The organism is Streptomyces sp. NBC_00503, from assembly GCF_036346895.1.
In the GTDB taxonomy this organism is placed as follows: Bacteria; Actinomycetota; Actinomycetes; order Streptomycetales; family Streptomycetaceae; genus Streptomyces.
In genome coordinates this window covers 2,424,348-2,441,149 of sequence record NZ_CP107855.1, presented here as the reverse complement: position 1 = coordinate 2,441,149, position 16,802 = coordinate 2,424,348, and the positions used below count along the sequence as shown (strand labels likewise).

Here is a 16,802-nt window from a genome sequence, read left to right as displayed (position 1 = left end):
CCCTGGGCTGGGGCCGCACCCCTCTGCTGTGCCATGCCCGTCGATAGGAGAACCACCGTGCTCGTGCTGCTGCCGCCGTCCGAAGGAAAGGCCGCCGGCGGCTCCGGCGCACCGCTGAAGCCTCAGGCGCTGTCGCTGCCGGGGCTGGCTGCCGCGCGGGCGGCCGTGCTGGAGGAGCTCGTCGAGCTGTGCGTGGGCGACGAGCTGAAGGCGCGGGAGGTGCTGGGCCTGAGCGAGGGGCTGCGGGGCGAGGTCGCGAAGAACGCGGAGCTGCTCTCGGCGGTGGCGCGGCCCGCGGGGGAGATCTACACCGGCGTCCTGTACGACGCGCTGGACCTGTCGACGCTGCCGGCGGCGGCCGGGGCCCTGGCGGCCCGGTCCCTGCTGGTCTTCTCGGGGCTGTGGGGAGCGGTCGGGGTCACGGACCGCATCCCCTCCTACCGGTGCTCGATGGGGGTGAAGCTGCCGGGGCTGGGTGCGCTGGGCGCGTTCTGGCGCGAACCGATGGCCTCGGTGATGCCGGAGGCCGCCGGTGAGGGCCTGGTCCTGGACCTGCGCTCGTCCGCGTACGCCTCCGCGTGGAAGCCGAAGGGCGAGGTCGCGGGCCGGACGGCGACGGTCCGGGTGCTGCACTCGCAGCTGGTGGACGGCGTGGAGAAGCGCTCGGTGGTGAGCCACTTCAACAAGGCCACCAAGGGCCGCCTGATCCGGGACCTGCTCATGGCGGGCGCGGTCCCCGACTCCCCGGCGGAACTGGTGACGGCCCTGCGGGACCTGGGCTTCACGGTGGAGGCCGAGGCCCCGGCGAAGGCCGGCAAGGCCTGGTCGCTCGACGTGGTGGTCACGCAGATTCACTGACAAGTACAGCCACTGACAAGCACATCCACTGACAAGCACAGTCACTGACGGGCACAGTCACCGACGGGCGGTGCTCCCGGCCGCGGGCTCGCGGCCGGGAACCGCAGGACGAACTAGCGGCCCAGGGGCCAGGCCACGGCCGCGGGGGCGCGGTCGGAGGCGCCCGCGTAGGTGGCGCAGGCGTCCGTGAGGGTTTCCAGCAGGGTGAGGGGATCGGGGAGCGGATGCTCCATGCCCCGCAGCCAGGTCACCGCGAGGTCACCCGGCAGTGCGGCCGGCGGGACCAGGACGTAGCTGCCCCGGCAGTGCCAGCGCAGGCCCGGGTGTTCGTCCATCGTCTCGGGGTGGCAGTCCAGCTCGCAGGGCCACCACTCGTCCTCGTCCTCGGGGGTGCCCCGGGTCGCGGTGAAGAAGAGCATCCGCGCCTGGTCGTCCGTACCCGCGGACTCGGCGACGGGGCCGACGTCGACACCGGCCGCCAGCAGGCGGGCCAGTGCGTTGTGTCCGGCTTCCAGGGGGACGTCCAGGACGTCGTGGACCATGCCGGTCGCGGTGATGAAGTTCGCCTGGGGTTCGTTGCGCGCCCAGCGCTCGACCTGGCCGCGGTCGGTGGTCGACTGGGTCTGCCAGGCGAAGGAGACGGGATGGCGGGCCGGAGTCGGACAGCCGATCCGGTCGCACGAACACCGGTAGCCGACGGGATGGGCGGCGGGGGCTATGGGCAGACCGGCCGCGGCGACCGCCAGCAGCAGGGCCTCGCGTTCTCGTCCGGGGTCCTCGGCGGCGGGTTTGGGCCTGAGGCGCAGCCACTGGGCAATCCTGCTCTGCTCGCCGCGTTTGACGCGGCCGGACTCAGACCCCATCTATCCCCTCACCTACACCGTTGCCCCGGCAGACCCTCACATGGTCCCACCATCCTGAGCACCGGGTGACCGCACCCTCCCACCCGGGCTCCCACATAACCACAGAATTCGGCCATATGTTCTCGGCCATCATGCGGCCATGACCTTTCCCACCCCGCGCAGGCCCCGGTCACGACCCCGCGCGCGCCCCCGCTGCGGCTCCGCCCAGCACCGCGTCCACGAGGGCGTCCGCATACGCGTGCGTGAGCGGCGCGGTCCGCATCAGCCAGCGGTAGGTCAGCGGCCCGAGCAGCATTTCCACGGTCAGCCGCAGGTCCGTGTCCGGTGCCAGCTGCCCGGCCTCGCGGGCCGCCCGCAACCGCTCCTCGTACAGCGCGAGCTGGGGTTCCAGCAGCTGCTCGGTGAAGCGGGCCCCCAGCTCCGGGTCGGTCGCCCCGGCCGCGGTCAGCGCGCGCGCGGGGGCCTCGTACTTCTCGTCGTTGAACTCGTCCACGGTCGCCCGCAGTACGTGCTTCAGATCGGCGGCCAGGTCCCCGGTGTCGGGGAAACCGGCCCATTCGCCCGCCGATTCGGCGTCCCCGGCCAGCGCGAGGGAGGCGTCCAGCAGGACGGCCGCCTTCGAGGGCCACCAGCGGTAGATGGTCTGCTTGCCGACCCCGGCGCGGGCGGCGATGGCCTCGATGGTCAGCTTGTTGTAGCCGACCTCCCCGACCAGGGCGAGCGCGGCGTCGAGGATGGCCCGCCGGGAGCGGTCGCTGCGGCGCGCGGCGTCCGGGGTCCGCGCGGCGGGAGCGGGGGCGGAGGAGGACGGAGAGGTGGCGGAGGAAGACGGGGAGGGGGTGGCGCTGGCGGTCATTCCGGCAATTTAGCAATCCCGTACGGCTCGTCTTTCAGCCGTTCAGGAAACCACCCAATCAGTTCACTGCGCTGCCTCCCTTGAGGAGAGACGATTCTCTTCTCATCACCGTGAGGAGCCCTCGTTGCACAGAGACGCCACACCCCGGCGCTACCTGATGTGCCCGCCCACGCACTTCAAGGTCACGTACTCCATCAACCCGTGGATGGACCCCACGAAACCGGTGGACCTGCCCCTCGCCCAGGCGCAGTGGGAGGACCTGCGGGACCGCTACCGGTCCCTCGGCCACACCGTCGAGACCCTCGTACCCGACCGCGCGCTGCCCGACATGGTCTTCGCGGCGAACGGGGCCCTCGTCATCGACGGCCGGGTGCTGGGCGCCCGGTTCGCCTATCCGGAGCGGGCCCCCGAGGCGGAGATCCACCTCGACTGGTTCCGCGCCAACGGCTTCGCGGACGTCCACGAGCCGTCCCACATCAACGAGGGCGAAGGCGACTTCGCCGTCACCGCCTCCTACATCCTGGCCGGACGGGGCTTCCGCTCCAGTCCGCTCTCGCACGACGAGGCCCAGGAGTTCTTCGGCCGCCCGGTCGTCGGACTCGACCTCGTCGACCCGCGCTACTACCACCTGGACACGGCGCTGTCCGTGCTCGACGGCGACGAGATCATGTACTACCCGGCCGCCTTCTCCGAGGGCAGCCGGGCCGTACTGCGCAGGCTCTTCCCCGACGCGCTGATCGCCGAGGCCCGCGACGCGGCGGCCCTCGGGCTCAACGCCGTCTCGGACGGCCGGCACGTCCTGCTCCCGCAGGCGGCCACCGGACTCCTCGACCCGCTGCGGGCGCGCGGGTTCGAGCCGGTCCCGATGGACCTGGGGGAGCTGCTCAAGGGCGGCGGCAGCGTGAAGTGCTGCACCCAGGAGCTGCGGCCCTAGGGGAGGGACCCCTGGAAACAGGGGGTCGGGCCGCCGGCTAGTTCTCCTCGGACGGCGGCCACTCCTGGCCCCAGTCGATGTCCCGCGCCGCCTTGTAGAGGTCGCCGTGGCGCTTGGTCACGATGGCCCGGGTCAGGCCCGGGGTCTCGTCGCCGACGACCGGACCGCACAGTTCCAGCTGGACGAGCCCCTTGCGGATCTGCGGCCTGCGCGTGATCCGGGCGGTGGCCGGGCGCACCGGGAAGCGGGTCGCGGCCACGTAGCTGAACTTCTCGTCCTCGTACGCGAGGGAGCCACCCTTGACCTGCCGGTGCAGGGAGGAGCGGCTGACCCGCGTCGAGAAGTGGCACCAGTCCTGACCGACCTGGATCGGGCAGGTCCCGTCGTGCGGGCACGGCGCCGCGACCTTCAGCCCGGCCTCGATCAGCTGCTCGCGGGCCTCGCGGATGCGCAGGTAGCCCTCGGGGGTGCCCGGCTCGACCAGCACCACGGCCTGACCGGCGCGCGCGGCCTCGGCGACCACCGAGCGGCGGGCCTCCGGGGTCAGCTCGCCCAGGACGTAGGAGACCGTCACCAGGTCCGCGTCGGGGAGCTCCAGGCCGGTCCCGATGACGGCCTTGTGCCACTCGGCGGCGCGCAGCGCCGGGGAGGAGGAGGCCGCCGCGAGTTCCTTGCCGAGGACCAGCGCCGGGTCCGCCCAGTCGAGCACCGTCGTCGCGCGCGGGCCGTCCCAGACGGAGTCCACCGCCCAGGTGGCGGATCCGGTGCCGCCGCCGACGTCCACGTGCGTGCCCGGGGTCCACTGCGGGGCGGCGTCGGCGAGGCCGTGCAGGGCGGACCGTACGGCTTCGAAGGTGGCCGGCATCCGGTACGCCGCGTACGCCGCCACGTCCGAGCGGTCCCGCAGCACGGGCGTGTTGGTCGGGATCTGGCCGCGGTAGTTGGCGATCAGCCGGTCGACGGCGGCCGTGGCCTGCTTTTGCGAGAGCCCGTCGAGCAGCCCGGCGAGCGCTGCGCGCAGCGTTTGGGCGGTGGTGGACGCGGGGGCGGGGACGGAGTGGTTCACCCGCGAAGTTTACGGCGCGGGGCAGGGTGCCGGGGGCGCTGCCCCGGCACCCGCGCCTCACACGCCGGCGGGGCTGGATCAGGCGGGCTGGATTAGGCGGGGCCGGATGTGGCGGGACCGGATTCGGGCGCGGAGCGCCACGGCCGGCACAGCCCCAGGAAGCAGCCGACCGCCAGCAGCGAGCAGGACAGCTGGACGAGCGCCATCGGCACGGCCGTGCCCTCCCCGGCGATTCCGACCAGCGGCGAGGCCACAGCCCCGACCAGGAAGGAAGAGGTGCCCAACAGTGCAGAGGCCGAGCCGGCCGCGTGCGGGGCGCGCATCAGGGCCTGCGCGTTGGTGTTCGGCAGCACCAGGCCCATCGCCGACATCAGCACGAACAGCCCGGCGCAGATCGGGAAGAGCCCGACCTCGCCGAAGGCCCCGGCCGACATCAGCAGCAGGGCCACCGAGGCCGCCGTGATGATGGCGAGCCCGACGGCGAGGACCTTGTCCAGGCTGACCCGGCCGACCAGCAGCTTGCCGTTGATCTGGCCGACGATGATCAGGCCGACGGAGTTGACGCCGAACAGCAGGCTGAAGGTCTGCGCCGAAGCACCGTAGATCTCCTGCACGACGAACGGCGAGGCGGAGATGTACGAGAAGAGCACCGCGAAGGCGAACCCGCCGGAGAGGGTGTAGCCGGTGAAGACGCGGTCGGCGAAGAGCCCGCGCATGGTCAGCAGCGCGGCGCCGACGCCGCCGGTCTGGCGCCGTTCGGGGGGCAGCGTCTCGTCGAGCTTGCGCCAGACCGTGAGGGTCAGGACGGTGCCGATGACGGTCAGGACGACGAAGACCCCGCGCCAGTCGGCGAAGCGCAGTATCTGGCCGCCGATGAGCGGGGCGATGATCGGGGCCACGCCGGATATGAGCATCAGGGTGGAGAAGAACCGGGCCATCTCGACCCCGTCGTACAGGTCGCGCACGACGGCTCGCGCGATCACGATCGCGGCGGCGCCGGCCAGGCCCTGGAGCAGCCGGAAGCCGATGAGGAGTCCGGCGGTCGGGGCGAAGGCGCAGATCGCGGTGGCGAGCACGTAGACGACCATGCCGATGAGCAGGGGCCGGCGCCGGCCCCACTTGTCGCTCATCGGGCCGATGATCAGCTGGCCCAGCGCCATGCCGGCGAGGCAGGCGGTGAGGGTGAGCTGGACGGTCGCGGCCGGGCTGTTCAGGGCGTTGGTCACCTCCGGCAGCGCCGGCAGGTACATGTCCATGGACAGCGGGGGGAGGGCGCTGAGTCCGCCGAGGATGAAGGTGACGAGCAGTCCGGTCCGGCGGGCCGCCTTCAGGGGGGCGGTGGCCGTGGTGGGGGAGGGGGTTGCGGGCGACGAATCCGGCGCGGGGGCCGTCGCTGGGCCTCTCTCCGACATACGAAACTCCACTCTTCTTATAGGTTCTTCACACCCCCTGATGGAGCCATGCTCTCAGCTATCGGAACGTCCCGGGACTGATGACCGATGTGACGTAACCTGCGGCCCCATGAACGCACGTGTGAACAAGATCGCCGTAGTCACCGGAGCCGGTTCGGGAATCGGCCGCTCCGTGGCCCTCACCCTCGCCGCCGCCGGATGGTCGGTGGCCGCGGCCGGCCGCCGGACCGAGCCCCTGGAGGAGACCGCCGCGGCGGCCAGGGCCGCCGGAGCCGAGGGCGACGTGCTGTGCGTACGGGCCGACGTGAGCGACCCGGCCGAGGTGACCGCGCTCTTCGAGACGGTCCGCGAGCACTACGGGCGGCTCGACCTGCTCTTCAACAACGCGGGCACCTTCGGCCCGGCCGGCGTCGCGCTGGAGGACATCACCTACGAGGCCTGGCGCTCGGTGGTCGACGTCAACCTCACCGGGTCCTTCCTCTGCGCGCAGGCGGCCTTCCGGGCGATGAAGGCACAGGACCCGCAGGGCGGCCGCATCATCAACAACGGCTCCATCTCCGCACACGTGCCGCGGCCGAACTCCATCGCCTACACCGCGACCAAGCACGCCATGACCGGGCTGACCAAGTCCCTGTCCCTGGACGGGCGTCCGTACCGGATCGCGTGCGGACAGATCGACATCGGCAACGCGGCCACCGAGATGACCGAGCGGATGCAGACCGGGATCCTGCAGGCCAACGGACAGCTCGCGGTGGAGCCCGTGATGGACGCGGCCGACGTGGCGCGCACGGTGCTGCACATGGCCGAGCTGCCGCTCGAGGCGAACGTGCAGTTCGCGACGGTGATGGCGAGCGCGATGCCGTACATCGGGCGCGGCTGACGGACCGGGAATGCGGGCCCGGGGGCGGGGGTTGAGGCGATCATGACCGACGTACTGCGTTACACCGCCTTCTCCCAGGACCCCGCGTACGGCAACCCCGCCGGGGTCGTGCTCGACGCGTCCGGGCTGGACGACGACGCCATGCTGGGCATCGCCGCCGACCTGGGCTACAGCGAGACCGCCTTCCTCACCGCGCCGCCCGAGGGCCTCGGCGGCGCGGACGGCCGGGCCTTCACCGTGCGCTACTTCAGCCCGAAGGCGGAGGTCCCCTTCTGCGGGCACGCCACGGTGGCCACCGCCGTGGCCCTGGGCGAGCGGATCGGCCCCGGCGAGCTGGTCTTCGCCACCCGCGCGGGCACGGTCCCGGTCTCGGTGACCCGGGAGGGCGAGGGCCTGCGGGCCACCCTGACCAGCGTCGAACCGCACACCGAGGACCTGGACCCGGCCGACCTCGCCGAGGCGCTGGCCGCGCTCGACTGGCCCGCCGCCGACCTGGACCCGCAGTTCCCGCCGCGGATCGCCTACGCCGGAGCCCGCCACCTGGTGCTCGGCGCCGCCACCCGGGCCCGGCTCGCGGAGCTCTCCTACGACTTCGCCCGGCTGGAGGCGCTGATGCGGCGCCTCGACCTGGTCACCGTCCAGCTCGTGCACCGGGCGGGCCCGGCGGAGTTCCACGTACGCAACCCCTTCCCGCCCGGCGGGGTCGTCGAGGACCCCGCGACCGGAGCCGCCGCGGCCGCCTTCGGCGCGTACGCCCGCGAGCTCGGCCTGGTCCCGGCCGACTCCGTCCTCACCCTCCACCAGGGCGCGGACATGGGCCGCCCCAGCCTCCTCACGGTGGAACTGCGCTCCGGCGACCCCCGGGTCCGGGTGGGCGGAGCGGGCGCCAGGATCGCCTGATGCGGATCGCCGTCCACGAGGCCCGGGCCCTGCCCGCCGGGCTCGCCGCGCAGGTGGCGGCCCTGGAGGCGCAGGCCTGGCCCGGCTCGGCCCCCGGCCACGACCCGGCGCTGCGCCCGAAGTCGGTGCTGCTGCTGGCGCAGGACGGCAGCGTCCTGGCCTCGCTGGCTCTGCTGTACAAGCCGGTCCGGCTCGCGGACGGCCGTACGTACCGCGCGGCCGGGCTGAGCGGGGTGGTGACCCGGGCCGACGTACGGGGCCGCGGCCACGGGGCCCGGCTGGTGGCGGCGGCCCGCGCCGAGCTGGCCGCCGACCCGGCGGTGGACCTGGCGCTGTTCAGCTGCGACCGGGACCTCGTCCCCTTCTACGGGGCCGCCGGCTTCGAGGTCCTGCCGGGCACGGTCCTCGTCGGCGGTACCCCGCAGGACCCGCTGGCCACGGACGCCCCGGGTTTCGCCAAGACCGTCCTGGCCGCCTTCTTCGCCGGAGCCGGAGCCGGAGCCGGAGCCGGGGACGACGAAGGCCGTACGGACCAGGTCCGTACGGCCTTCACCGGCATCCGCGTCCCGCTTCACCCGGGGACCATCGACCGGCTCTGGTGAGAGAGCGCGTCGCTCAGGAGCGGCCGGCCTCCGCCTTGGCCGGCTCCGGCTTGGTCCGCTTGACCAGCGAGGGGGCCAGGAAGAGGAGGAGCACCGGGACCAGGTACAGGGCCCACACCACGAGCTGGAGCACCGTCGGGTCCGGCTGGAAGTTGAAGGTGCCCTTCAGCAGGGTCCCGTACCAGCTGTCCGGCGGGATCGCGGCGCTGACGTCGAAGGCCTTGTTCGCCAGCCCCGGCAGGAAGTCCGCCTCCTGCAGGTCGTGCACGCCGTACGCGAGCACGCCCGCGGCGACCACGACCAGCATGCCGCCGGTCCACGTGAAGAACTTCGACAGGTTGATCTTCAGCGCGCCCCGGTAGAACAGCCAGCCCAGCAGGATCGACGATCCGATGCCGAGCAGCACGCCGATCAGCGGGCCCGCGCCGTCACCGGCCGCGTGCACCGAGCGCCACACGAACAGCGAGGTCTCCAGGCCCTCCCGGCCGACGGCCAGGAACGCCGTGGTCACCAGCGCGCCGGTGCCCATCGCGAGCGCCGCGTCGAGCTTGCCCTGGAGCTCGCTCTTCAGGTTCCGCGCGGTGCGCTTCATCCAGAAGACCATCCAGGTCACCAGGGCGACCGAAATGATCGACAGGGAGCCGCCGATGGCCTCCTGGGCCTTGAAGGACAGCTCCTGCGTGCCGAATTCGAGGCCGGCGCCGAAGGCCAGCGACAGGGCGGCGGCCAGGCCGACGCCCAGCCACAGCGGAGCCAGCTTGTTCTTGTTGCCGGTCTTCACCAGGTACGCGATGAGGATGCAGACGACGAGGCTGGCTTCCAGCCCCTCGCGCAGACCGATCAGATAGTTGCTGAACACGTTCGTTCCTCCCCGTCCCTACGCGAACAGCGCCCGGCCCCACCAGTCGTCCTTGTCACGGACGCCCGGCGGGACGGCGAAGACGGCCGAACCCACGTGCTGGATGTATTCGTTGAGCGAGTCGTTCTTCGACAGGCGCCGCTGGATCTGCACGAAGCCCTTGCGGACGTCGCGCTGGTAGGCGAGGAAGAACAGGCCCGCGTCGAGGCGGCCCAGTCCGTCCGTGCCGTCGGTGAAGGAGTAGCCGCGGCGCAGGATCGTCGCGCCGTCGTTGGTGTCCGGGTGCGCGAGGCGGACGTGCGCGTCCGGCTTCATCGCCTTCAGGAACGGCTCGTCGCGCTCCTTGGACTTGCCCGCGGGAGCACCCTCGCCCTTGTCGCGGCCGATGATGTCCTCCTGCTCACCGAGCGAGGTGCGGTCCCAGGTCTCGATGTGCATCCGGATGCGCCGGGCGACCAGGTACGAGCCGCCGGCCAGCCAGTCGCTGCCGTCGCCCGCGCCGACCCACACGTGCTTGTCCAGCGCCGCGTTGTCGGTGCCCGAGACGTTGCGGGTGCCGTCCTTGAATCCCATCATGTTGCGCGGGGTCTGCGCGTCCGGGGTAGTCGACGAGGTCTTGCCGAAGCCGAGCTGCGACCAGCGCACCGCGGTCTTGCCGAAGCCGATGCGGGCGAGCTGGCGGATGGCGTGCACCGCGACCTGCGGGTCGTCGGCGCAGGCCTGGACGCACAGGTCGCCGCCCGAGCGGGCCGCGTCGAGGTTGTCGCCGGGGAAGGACTCCAGGTCCACCAGGGCCTCGGGGCGCTTGCCCTCCAGGCCGAAGCGGTCCTTGGCGAACAGGCCGGGACCGAAACCGATGGTCAGGGTGAGGCGGGAGGCCTTCAGGCCCAGGGCCTCGCCCGTGTCGTCCGGCGGGGCCTCCGGGAGGCCGCCGTAGCCGCCCTCGCCGACCGGGTGGCCGGCCGTCATCAGCCGGGCCGCCTCGGTCCAGTCCTTGAGGAGCTTGATCAGCTCGTCGCGGTTCTTCGTCTTCACGTCGAAGGCCGCGAAGTGCAGGCGGTCCTGGACGGCGCTGGCGATGCCGGCCTGGTGCTCACCGTGGAAGGGCACGGCCGCACCGGCGGAGGCCGCCGAGACCATGTCCGAGTCCTTGGTGAGGGCCAGGGCCGTGCCGCCGGCCGCGGCGGCGCCGAGCGCCAGGCCCGCACCGCCCCAGCCGAGGACGGAGCGCCGCGAGGGCGCACCCTTGGCCTGCTGCTCCTCGGGTGCCTGCTCGGGTCCCTGCTCGGGCTTGGACACTGACTCGCTCATTCCGGATCTCCCGCCTGCTCTGCCGTTACCGGAATTACTTCGCGACCGCTGCGGCGAGCTTCGAGAGCGGCTCGGCCAGCGCGTTGACGCCGTCCGAGAGCTCCTTGCGCTCGGCCGCGCCGACCTTGTCGTACGCGGTGAACTCGTAGCCGGTCTTGTCCGCGCGGTACTTGTCCAGCAGCGTGTTCAGCGCCGCGAACTGGGTGTCCAGCTGCTTGGCCAGCTCGGCGTCGTTCTTCGAGGCGACCGGCTTGAGCAGCTCGTACGCCTTCTGCGCGCCCTCGACGTTGGCCTTGAAGTCGACCAGGTCGGTGTGGCTGTACGCCTCTTCCTCGCCGGTCACCTTGCCGGTGGCGACCTCGTCGAGGAGCTCCTTGGCGCCGTTCGCCATCGAGGTGGGGGTGATCTCCGCCTGGCCGACCTTCTTCTGCCATTCGGCGAGGTCGGTCATCAGGGTCTCGGCGAGCTTCTTGTCCGCGTCGTCGATCTTGTTCTCGGCGAAGAGGGACTTCTCCAGCTTGTGCCAGCCGGTCCAGTTCTGGCCGGTCTCCAGGCCGTCCTCGCGGACGTCGACCTTCGGGTCGATGTCACCGAAGGACTCGGCGACCGGCTCGGTGCGCTCCCAGCCGATGCGCGAGGGGGCGTACGCCTTCTTGGCGGCCTCGACGTCGCCGGCCTTGACCGCGTCCGCGAAGGCCTGCGCCTTGGGGAGGGTCTCGTCGGCCTGCTCCTGCACGTACTTGCGGTACGCGGCGACCGCGGCGTCGGCCTCGGGGCTGCGCTTCTCGGCGGCGCCCTGGCCGGTGGCCTTGACCTGCTGGCGGATGCCGTCGCCCGTCATGCCGGGCTTGCAGGCGATCTCGTAGCTGCCGGGCTTGATCTCGGCGGTGACGTTGGCCTGGGTGCCCGCGCCGATGTTCTCGCGCTCGGCGACGATGCGGCCGTCGGGGAACAGGACGTAGAGCTCGGTGACCTTCTCGCCCTTGTTCACGACCTCGAACTGCACCTTGCCCGCGGGGAACTCCTTGGCGGAGACGTCGCAGGCGGTGTCGGTGGCCGTCACGTGGATCACGCCGTCGCCGGAAGCGTCGCTCTTCTCGGAGCAGCCGGTGACCGCGGAGAGAGCGGCCACCACGGCGGCCGCGGTGAGGACGGTGAGGCGGGCGGGACGCATGCGGGCTCCTGGCGGTCTGGCGTTCGGCAGACGGACGCCCCGATCAGGTGGGGACGGCCGGTGAGGCGGACCTAACTTAACCGAGGCTTACCTGACCTATACCCGCCCGTCCAGTGATTCAGCCCACACCTTCCGTCGCCGGACACGGAGCCGTCACGGAGGCCTCAAGCGCAGCCCACGGTCAGGTCAAGGGGAGGTCAAGTCCGAGTGATCGTTCCGCAGGGCGGAATGGTTGCCTCCGGCAGCGATCGCCGGTGCGGCCGCCGGCTCGTCCCTTACGGGGACCACCAGCGGCGCCCCCGTGCGCGGGTGCGGGAGCACCTCCACCGGCTGCCGGTAGACCCGGCTCAGCAGCCCGTCCTCGAACACCGGTCCCGGTCATCGGTGGCACCCTCGACTGGGGAGTCCTGGAGAGCTACCGCGCCTACGTCACCACCGCCGCCAACGGCTCGATCACCGTTGCCGACGGCGCCGTGAAGACCGACAAGGGCTTCCAGTTCGGCGAGGCCACCGGCCAGTACGACCCGGCCAACGGCCACGTCGTGACCGCCGCCTTCAAGGGCAGCGTCACCTTCAAGTCCGTCGCGCACGGCTTCGAGGTGAAGCTGGCCAATCTGCGGATCGACTCGGGCAAGAAGATGCTCGTCGTCGACGTCACCCGCGACGGCAAGCTCACCGCGGACGTCCCCTTCGCGAGCGTGGCCTTCGGCCGGGGGCCGATGGCCGACCTGGTCACCACCCTGACCGCGGAGGCCGGCAAGCTGCTCGGTTCCGACACCTACGCGGGCAGGACCGGCGACCCGCTGACCGCCGTACTGAAATTCCCGGCGGAGCCCTCCCCGAGCCCGTCCACCTCCGCGTCGGCCTCCCCGTCGCAGTCGGCCTCGCCCTCGGCCACCCCCTCGGCCCCCGCGAGCTCCTCCCCGGCGGCCGAAGGCCACGGCCCGCAGCAGATCCTGAGCGGCAGGCTGGCCTGGGGCATCAAGGAGTCCTTCCGCAAGTACGTCCAGGGCGCGGGCGGCACCGTCACCCCGGCCGACGGTGCGGCCGCCAACGGCGACAGCTTCGCCTTCGGCGCAGGCAAGGGCACCCTCGACACCAAGGCCCTGAAGCTCGAGGCTTCCTTCGCCGGCAACCTGCGCTTCCAGTACGCGGGCCACGGCATCGACATGACCTTCGGCAACATCCGCATCAACGCCGAGGGCGCCAAGGGCACGCTGGTCCTGGACGTGAAGACGGCGGCCGGCACCAAGGCGGACGTCCCCTTCGCCACGCTCGACCTGGCGAAGGCCGAGTACAGGACCAAGGGCGGCCTGCTGGCCCTGAACTCCGCCCGTACGGCGCTCACCGCCGAAGGCGCCGCGGCCTTCGCCAACGACACCACCGGCTCCATGTACAAGGCCGGCGACCGGGTCGACGACGTCAACCTCGCGGTCTCCGTCGACAAGGACGCCGTTGTGCCGAGCGCCGCGCCGACGGCCGCCCCCACCGCCGCCACCCCCGCACCCGCCGGAGGCACCGGCGGAAGCGTGGGCGGGAGCGTCGGCGGGAACCTGGCTTCCACCGGCGCTGAAATCCCGGCCGGAGCCCTGCTCGGAGCCTCCGGCGCCATCGTGGCCGCCGGTGCCGGAGCGGTGTACGTGGCACGCAGGCGGCGTACGGCCCAGAACTGAGCCGTGCTTGAATGCCCGCGTGAACGATCTCGACGTCCTGAGGGTCTTCTGCGCGGGTGACGGCAGCCACGGCAACCTGCTCGGCGTCGTACGCGACGGCCGGACCTGCCCAGACGATGAATCCCGGCAGGCACTGGCCGCCGAACTCGGCTACAGCGAGACGGTGTTCGTCGACGACCCCGAGCGCGGGGTCGTCGACATCCGCACCCCCGGCACCCGGATGTCCTTCGCCGGGCACCCGCTGGTCGGGGTCGCCTGGCTGCTCGACATCGAAGAGCTCCAGCCGCCGGCGGGCGCCGTATGGGCGCGCGACGACGGGGAGTTCACCTGGATCACCGCCCGCCCGGAGTGGGTTGCGGGCAAGCGCACCGAGCAGTACGCCACCGCCGCCGAGGTCGAGGCGCTGCCCGCCCCGCCGCCGGGCGAGGGCTGGCTGTACGCCTGGGCGTGGGAGGACGAGACCGCGGGCCGGATCCGGGCGCGCGGGTTCCCGCGCCGCCCCGACGGTGCGATCGTCGAGGACGAGGCCACCGGCTCGGCGGCGATCCTGCTGACGGCCGAGCTGAACCGGGCCCTGAACATCACCCAGGGCGCGGGCTCCCAGATCCTCACCGCCCCCGGCCCGGACGGCACGGTGGAGATCGGCGGCCGCGTCCGCTTCGACCCGGGCGGCAACTGAACGACGGCGCAACTGAGCGACGGCGCAACTGAGTACGCCGACGGGCGTGGTTGAGTACCTGCGCCCTGCGGCCGGGGCGCCGCCGGGTGCTGGGATGGAGCCATGAACACGACCGCGCCCTCCGCGACCTCCCCGAGCCCCGCCGACACCCGGCAGCAGCAGTGGCTGCTGGTGCCCGCCCTCTTCTCGGTGCTGGCCGTGGTGGCCGGGGGTTTCGGCTACGCGACCTCGTACCTGCCCGAAGCGCCGTTCTGGCTCTCGCTCCCGTACCTGATCGCACTGGGCCTGGTGGCCGCCACGTGGCGCCGCCCGTGGACGGCGGAGCAGCGCACGAACCGCATCGTCACGGGCATCTTCGGCTGCACGCTCGCCCTGCTCTACGCCCAGGTCGCCCAGGTCGTCCTGGGGTTCGTCGCCATCGCCTTCTGGCTGGTCCAGGGTGACTAGTCCCCAGAGGTACCGCCGGCTGGAGTCCGCCCTCTTCTCGCTGCTCATCCCGGCGATCGGGTGGTACGACCACGCGCACGCGCGCAAGGACGTGTCCCTCTGGGTCTACCTGCTCCCACTGGGCTTCGCCGTCGCCGTGTGGTTCGGCCGCGACCGGCCGCGGCGCATCGGCCTGGGGGTCATCGGCTGCGTGCTCGCCTGGAGCGCCTCCGGACTGCTCCCGACCATCGGGCTCTGGGTCTGGGTGCTGCACGGGGTCCCGTAACGGGGGAATCCGAACGGCGTCGCCGCAGGCGGCTACGCGCTCATCGGGAACTGTTCGCCCAGCTCCCGGAACACGGACCCGTTGAAGTCGAAGGCGCGCTTGCACTCGTCGATGATGCGCTGCTTCTCCAGGTCGTCCGCGGCGATCGCGTCCAGCAGCTCGCGGTAGGTCCGCTTGAAGGCGGCCGGGTTGGAGATGTCGGCGAAGACGTAGAAGCGGACGCCGTCTCCCTTGCGGTCGAAGCCCCAGGTCCGCTCCGCCTTGTCGCGGATGATCTGGCCGCCGGAGAGGTCGCCCAGGTAGCGGGTGTAGTGGTGGGCGACGTACCCGCCGGGCCAGGAGGCCGCGCATTCGGCGACGCGCGCCGCGTACGCCTCGGTGGCGGGCAGCGCCACCAGCGTCTCGCGCCACCGAGGACCCCGCAGGTGGGCCAGGTCGCGCTCGATCTCGGCCACGCGCATCAGCTCGGGCTGGATGAACGGTCCTGCGACCGCGTCGTCCGTGAGGGCCTCGGAGGCGTCCTCCAGAGCCCGGTACACGAACCACAGCTGCTCGGTGTAGCGGGTGTAGGCGTCGACTCCGAGGCGGCCTCCGAGCAGGTCGCTCATGAAGGTCGAGGTCTCTGCCTCGGTGTGCTGCTCGTGCGAGGCGACACGGATGACGGTGGAGAAGGCGTCCAAGGCGGACCTCCGAGAAATCGGAAGAAAAAGGAAAGGGGGAGACGGGCGCGACGACCTTGCCGCCACGCCCGATCCTCCTACTTAGGCTTGCCTAAGTCAAAGTGTTCCCGACGCCTTGTCGGTAAAAACCTCTGCGAGGTGACTTCTTCGGTCAGGGCAGCGTCAGGATCTCCGCCCCGGTGTCCGTGACCACCAGCGTGTGCTCGAACTGCGCGGTGCGCTTGCGGTCCTTCGTGACGACCGTCCAGCCGTCCTCCCACATGTCGTACTCGTGGGTGCCCAGGGTCAGCATCGGCTCGATGGTGAAGGTCATCCCGGGCTCGATGACGGTGGTGGCGTGCGGGCTGTCGTAGTGCGGGACGATCAGGCCGGAGTGGAAGGAGGAGTTGATCCCGTGGCCCGTGAAGTCCCGGACCACGCCGTAGCCGAAGCGCTTCGCGTACGACTCGATGACCCGGCCGATGATGTTGATCTGCCGGCCCGGCCGGACGGCCTTGATGGCCCGGGCGAGGGCCTCTCGGGTGCGCTCCACGAGCAGCCGCGACTCCTCGTCCACGTCGCCGCACAGGTACGTGGCGTTGTTGTCTCCGTGGACCCCGCCGATGTACGCGGTCACGTCGAGGTTCACGATGTCGCCGTCCCGCAGGACGGTCGAGTCGGGGATCCCGTGACAGATGACCTCGTTGAGCGAGGAACACAGGGACTTGGGGAAGCCGCGGTAGCCCAGCGTGGAGGGGTAGGCGCCGTGATCGCACATGTACTCGTGGGCGACGCGGTCCAGCTCGTCGGTGGTCACCCCCGGCGCGATCAGTTTGGCGGCCTCTTCCATCGCCTGGGCGGCGATCCGGCCGGCGATGCGCATGGCCTCGATGGTCTCGGGCGTCTGCACCTCCGGTCCGGTGTACGGAGTGGGCGCGGGCTTGCCCACGTACTCGGGACGGCGGATGTTTCCGGGAACGGAACGGACGGGGGTGAGCTCGCCTGGTACGAGCAGCGACTGGCCAGACATGCAAGCGAGTGTATCGAGCGGGTATGGGGCAGCATGGCGACAGAGACCGGCAGCGAGAGGAGCCCGAGGACGATGGCCCTGTTCAAGAAGCGCCAGGTGGGCAAAGAGGGCGAGTGGTACTACTGCCTCGTCCACAAGAAGGTCGAGGAAGGCCCGGAGTGCCCGGCGAAGGACCGTTTCGGCCCTTACGCGACTCCGGAGGAGGCCACCCATGCCATGGAGACGGCGCAGGAGCGCAATCTCGAATGGCAGAACGATCCGAAATGGAACGACAAGACCCGCGAGGAGGGCGAAGCCGCTCCCTGACCGGCGCCCCCTGACCGGTGCCCCCGAC

The 16,802-nt window shown here is 71.7% G+C and carries 18 protein-coding genes and 2 pseudogenes; 10 read left to right on the top strand and 10 right to left on the bottom strand.

Features of this window, described 5'->3' with window-relative positions:
• Positions 1 to 57: 57 nt before the first annotated feature.
• Positions 58 to 858 (top strand): peroxide stress protein YaaA, encoded by an 801-nt coding sequence (gene yaaA, locus OG490_RS11390; protein WP_330296168.1) that lies wholly within the window; start codon positions 58 to 60, stop codon positions 856 to 858.
• A 113-nt stretch (positions 859 to 971) separates the two neighbouring features.
• On the opposite strand, the gene OG490_RS11385 is transcribed toward yaaA, so the two are convergent.
• Entirely contained in the window at positions 972 to 1,721 is a 750-nt protein-coding gene (locus OG490_RS11385) for a bifunctional DNA primase/polymerase (RefSeq protein ID WP_330296167.1), read from the bottom strand.
• A 169-nt stretch (positions 1,722 to 1,890) separates the two neighbouring features.
• Positions 1,891 to 2,577 carry a TetR/AcrR family transcriptional regulator gene (locus tag OG490_RS11380; protein ID WP_330296166.1) on the bottom strand — a complete coding sequence of 229 codons (687 nt, stop codon included), beginning with the start codon at positions 2,575 to 2,577 and terminating at the stop codon, positions 1,891 to 1,893.
• Positions 2,578 to 2,674: 97 nt separating this feature from the next.
• Here OG490_RS11380 and ddaH point away from each other — a divergent pair.
• A pseudogene (gene ddaH, locus OG490_RS11375) lies at positions 2,675 to 3,511 on the top strand (dimethylargininase); the annotation flags it as partial.
• Between the two features lie 37 nt (positions 3,512 to 3,548).
• On the opposite strand, the gene OG490_RS11370 reads toward ddaH, so the two are convergent.
• Together OG490_RS11370 and OG490_RS11365 are read right to left on the bottom strand one after the other, a co-directional pair.
• Positions 3,549 to 4,577: a small ribosomal subunit Rsm22 family protein gene (locus tag OG490_RS11370; protein ID WP_330296164.1), complete on the bottom strand. Its 1,029-nt coding sequence runs from the start codon at positions 4,575 to 4,577 to the stop codon at positions 3,549 to 3,551.
• Positions 4,578 to 4,669: 92 nt separating this feature from the next.
• Positions 4,670 to 5,989, bottom strand: a complete 1,320-nt coding sequence (locus OG490_RS11365; RefSeq protein WP_330296163.1) for a Bcr/CflA family multidrug efflux MFS transporter — start codon at positions 5,987 to 5,989, stop codon at positions 4,670 to 4,672.
• 109 nt (positions 5,990 to 6,098) lie between these two features.
• Here OG490_RS11365 and OG490_RS11360 point away from each other — a divergent pair, with 109 nt between their 5' ends.
• From OG490_RS11360 to OG490_RS11350, 3 genes are read left to right on the top strand one after another with little or no spacing between them, the layout of a single operon-like run.
• The gene (locus OG490_RS11360; protein WP_330296162.1) at positions 6,099 to 6,869 is read left to right on the top strand and encodes an SDR family oxidoreductase; all 771 of its coding nucleotides are present in this window, start codon (positions 6,099 to 6,101) and stop codon (positions 6,867 to 6,869) included.
• 42 nt (positions 6,870 to 6,911) lie between these two features.
• Positions 6,912 to 7,769 carry a PhzF family phenazine biosynthesis protein gene (locus tag OG490_RS11355; RefSeq protein WP_330296161.1) on the top strand — a complete coding sequence of 286 codons (858 nt, stop codon included), beginning with the start codon at positions 6,912 to 6,914 and terminating at the stop codon, positions 7,767 to 7,769.
• Positions 7,769 to 8,371 carry a GNAT family N-acetyltransferase gene (locus OG490_RS11350; protein ID WP_330296160.1) on the top strand — a complete coding sequence of 201 codons (603 nt, stop codon included), beginning with the start codon at positions 7,769 to 7,771 and terminating at the stop codon, positions 8,369 to 8,371. The genes OG490_RS11355 and OG490_RS11350 overlap by 1 nt, the downstream gene beginning before the upstream one ends.
• Before the next feature lie 13 nt (positions 8,372 to 8,384).
• Here the strand turns inward: OG490_RS11350 and efeU are convergent, their stop codons facing one another.
• From efeU to OG490_RS11330, 4 genes and pseudogenes are all read right to left on the bottom strand, one after another.
• Entirely contained in the window at positions 8,385 to 9,230 is an 846-nt protein-coding gene (efeU, locus tag OG490_RS11345) for an iron uptake transporter permease EfeU (protein WP_330296159.1), read from the bottom strand.
• 18 nt (positions 9,231 to 9,248) lie between these two features.
• Positions 9,249 to 10,541 carry an iron uptake transporter deferrochelatase/peroxidase subunit gene (gene efeB, locus OG490_RS11340; protein WP_330296158.1) on the bottom strand — a complete coding sequence of 431 codons (1,293 nt, stop codon included), beginning with the start codon at positions 10,539 to 10,541 and terminating at the stop codon, positions 9,249 to 9,251.
• Between the two features lie 34 nt (positions 10,542 to 10,575).
• Complete coding sequence (gene efeO, locus OG490_RS11335) at positions 10,576 to 11,715, bottom strand: iron uptake system protein EfeO (protein WP_330296157.1); 1,140 nt, start codon at positions 11,713 to 11,715, stop codon at positions 10,576 to 10,578.
• A 186-nt stretch (positions 11,716 to 11,901) separates the two neighbouring features.
• Positions 11,902 to 12,093 (bottom strand): annotated as a pseudogene (locus tag OG490_RS11330) (hemin ABC transporter ATP-binding protein); the annotation flags it as partial.
• A 2-nt stretch (positions 12,094 to 12,095) separates the two neighbouring features.
• Between OG490_RS11330 and OG490_RS11325 the strand changes: the two are divergent.
• From OG490_RS11325 to OG490_RS11310, 4 genes are all read left to right on the top strand, one after another.
• Complete coding sequence (locus OG490_RS11325; RefSeq protein ID WP_330300884.1) at positions 12,096 to 13,388, top strand: HtaA domain-containing protein; 1,293 nt, start codon at positions 12,096 to 12,098, stop codon at positions 13,386 to 13,388.
• 19 nt (positions 13,389 to 13,407) lie between these two features.
• Positions 13,408 to 14,067: a PhzF family phenazine biosynthesis protein gene (locus tag OG490_RS11320; RefSeq protein WP_330296156.1), complete on the top strand. Its 660-nt coding sequence runs from the start codon at positions 13,408 to 13,410 to the stop codon at positions 14,065 to 14,067.
• 102 nt (positions 14,068 to 14,169) lie between these two features.
• Positions 14,170 to 14,514 carry a hypothetical protein gene (locus OG490_RS11315; protein WP_330296155.1) on the top strand — a complete coding sequence of 115 codons (345 nt, stop codon included), beginning with the start codon at positions 14,170 to 14,172 and terminating at the stop codon, positions 14,512 to 14,514.
• The gene (locus OG490_RS11310; protein ID WP_330296154.1) at positions 14,507 to 14,779 is read left to right on the top strand and encodes a hypothetical protein; all 273 of its coding nucleotides are present in this window, start codon (positions 14,507 to 14,509) and stop codon (positions 14,777 to 14,779) included. The genes OG490_RS11315 and OG490_RS11310 overlap by 8 nt, the downstream gene beginning before the upstream one ends.
• A gap of 32 nt (positions 14,780 to 14,811) precedes the next feature.
• On the opposite strand, the gene OG490_RS11305 is transcribed toward OG490_RS11310, so the two are convergent.
• Both OG490_RS11305 and map read right to left on the bottom strand, forming a co-directional pair.
• On the bottom strand, positions 14,812 to 15,459 hold the full coding sequence (locus tag OG490_RS11305; RefSeq protein WP_330296153.1) for a biliverdin-producing heme oxygenase: 648 nt from the start codon (positions 15,457 to 15,459) through the stop codon (positions 14,812 to 14,814).
• Between the two features lie 151 nt (positions 15,460 to 15,610).
• Positions 15,611 to 16,468 (bottom strand): type I methionyl aminopeptidase, encoded by an 858-nt coding sequence (gene map, locus OG490_RS11300; protein ID WP_330296152.1) that lies wholly within the window; start codon positions 16,466 to 16,468, stop codon positions 15,611 to 15,613.
• Between the two features lie 72 nt (positions 16,469 to 16,540).
• Here map and OG490_RS11295 point away from each other — a divergent pair, with 72 nt between their 5' ends.
• Positions 16,541 to 16,774 (top strand): hypothetical protein, encoded by a 234-nt coding sequence (locus tag OG490_RS11295; protein ID WP_330296151.1) that lies wholly within the window; start codon positions 16,541 to 16,543, stop codon positions 16,772 to 16,774.
• Positions 16,775 to 16,802: the final 28 nt, after the last annotated feature.